Raw genomic sequence first — 1,453 nt, 5'->3', positions numbered from 1 at the left:
TGTACCGCACCCGGTGTCCTGGACACGCGGTTGCACTATGCGGCGCGCCTGAGATCGGTGTCGAGGCGCATGTCGAGCGGGCTGCGGTAGCCGTTCTTCTCGATCAGCCACTCGGCGTTGTAGCGGGCCGCGAAGTCGCGGACGGCGTCGCGGACCTCATTGATGGTCTGGAAGATACGGCCGTGGATGGCCTGCTCTTTCAGCGTTCGGAAGAACCTCTCGATGACGCCATTCGTTTCGGGCTGGCTGACGAAGGCGTAGCTCGGCGAGATGCCCCAGAACCTGACCTGCTTCTGGAAGTGCTCGGCCATGAAGTTGCTGCCGTGGTCGTGGCGGAGCGCGAGGCCGCGGGCGGCGCCGGCGGAGAGGTGGCCGAACTGCTGGCGGACGGCCATGGCGAGCGCCTGGGTGGCCTCGAAGCGGGTGCCGCGCTTCGTCACGTGCCATCCCAGGAACTCGGCGTTCCAATGCTCCGCAACGCCGAAGATCCAGACCTTGCCGTGCTGGACGGTGGTGACCTGGGTGGCGTCGGTCGCCCACATGACGTTCGGCGCGGTGGTGATGATCTGCCGCTCGTGGCTGTCCTCGTCTCTGCGGCGGGCGCGGTGCGGCGAGAGCAGGGCGTTCTCGCGCATCAGGCGCAGGAGCCGCTTGCGGGAGACGCGGATGCCGTCGCGCACGCGCAGACGGGCCCAGACCTTGCGGTGGCCCTCACCGGTCCAGGGCGAGGTCTCCAGGTCCCGCTTGATGGCGGCGAGCAGGGCCTCGTCGGTGATCGCGGGCTTAGGCCCGCGCCGTGCGGGCGGAGCTGCCGGCAGGGTGCTGTCCGGCGCCGGCCCCTGGGCGGCGTAGAAGCTGGAGCGGGGCACGCCCCAGACCTGGCAAACGCGCCGGATGCCGTAGGACTGGCCGCCGGCGGGGGACGTCGCCTTGGCCATCAGCGCGACCTCCGCCGGGCCAAAGGGCCGGGTCGCCCGATGCGGGTGCGGAGCAGCTCGACCTCCATGCTGAGTTCGCCGATGCGCTGCATGGCCGCGGCGAGCTCGGTGCTGGCCGTCTCCGCCTCGCGCTCCTTGAGCGCGCCGTCGAGGGCGGCGTCTGCCTTTTGGCGCCACTGCTCGAGCTTGAAGATCGGAACGCCGAGCTCAAGGGAGAGGAGCTCCACGCTCTCGCCCCGCAGCAGGCGCAGGACGACCTCGCGCTTGCGCGCGACACTCCAGCGCTGGCCAGGGGCCAAGGGACCGACTTTCGGCGGTGCGGTGGCGGGCGTCGCGGTCGCGCCTGGCACCATGGCCGGCGCCTCGCCTGTGGATAGCGCGGACGGGCTGCGCCCGCCCTCGCTACCCACAGGCCCATCAACGGCCAAATGATCTTCGATCTGCTTCATGGTGGATATCATCGTTCCGGTCTCTCCTCAGACAAATGGGTGTCCAGGGAAACCGGGGGCAGCTCA

Annotated in this window: 2 protein-coding genes; both read right to left on the bottom strand. The window is 69.8% G+C overall.

Annotated features, from left to right (window positions below):
* Positions 1–35: 35 nt before the first annotated feature.
* Positions 36–938 carry an IS3 family transposase gene (locus E2C06_RS36415; protein WP_133293378.1) on the bottom strand — a complete coding sequence of 301 codons (903 nt, stop codon included), beginning with the start codon at positions 936–938 and terminating at the stop codon, positions 36–38.
* Positions 938–1,387 (bottom strand): hypothetical protein, encoded by a 450-nt coding sequence (locus tag E2C06_RS36410; protein WP_133293377.1) that lies wholly within the window; start codon positions 1,385–1,387, stop codon positions 938–940. The genes E2C06_RS36415 and E2C06_RS36410 overlap by 1 nt, the downstream gene beginning before the upstream one ends.
* Positions 1,388–1,453 lie beyond the last annotated feature (66 nt).

Source organism: Dankookia rubra (assembly GCF_004355005.1).
GTDB lineage: Bacteria > Pseudomonadota > Alphaproteobacteria > Acetobacterales > Acetobacteraceae > Paracraurococcus > Paracraurococcus ruber_A.
This window is presented reverse-complemented; position numbering and strand designations above follow the sequence as displayed.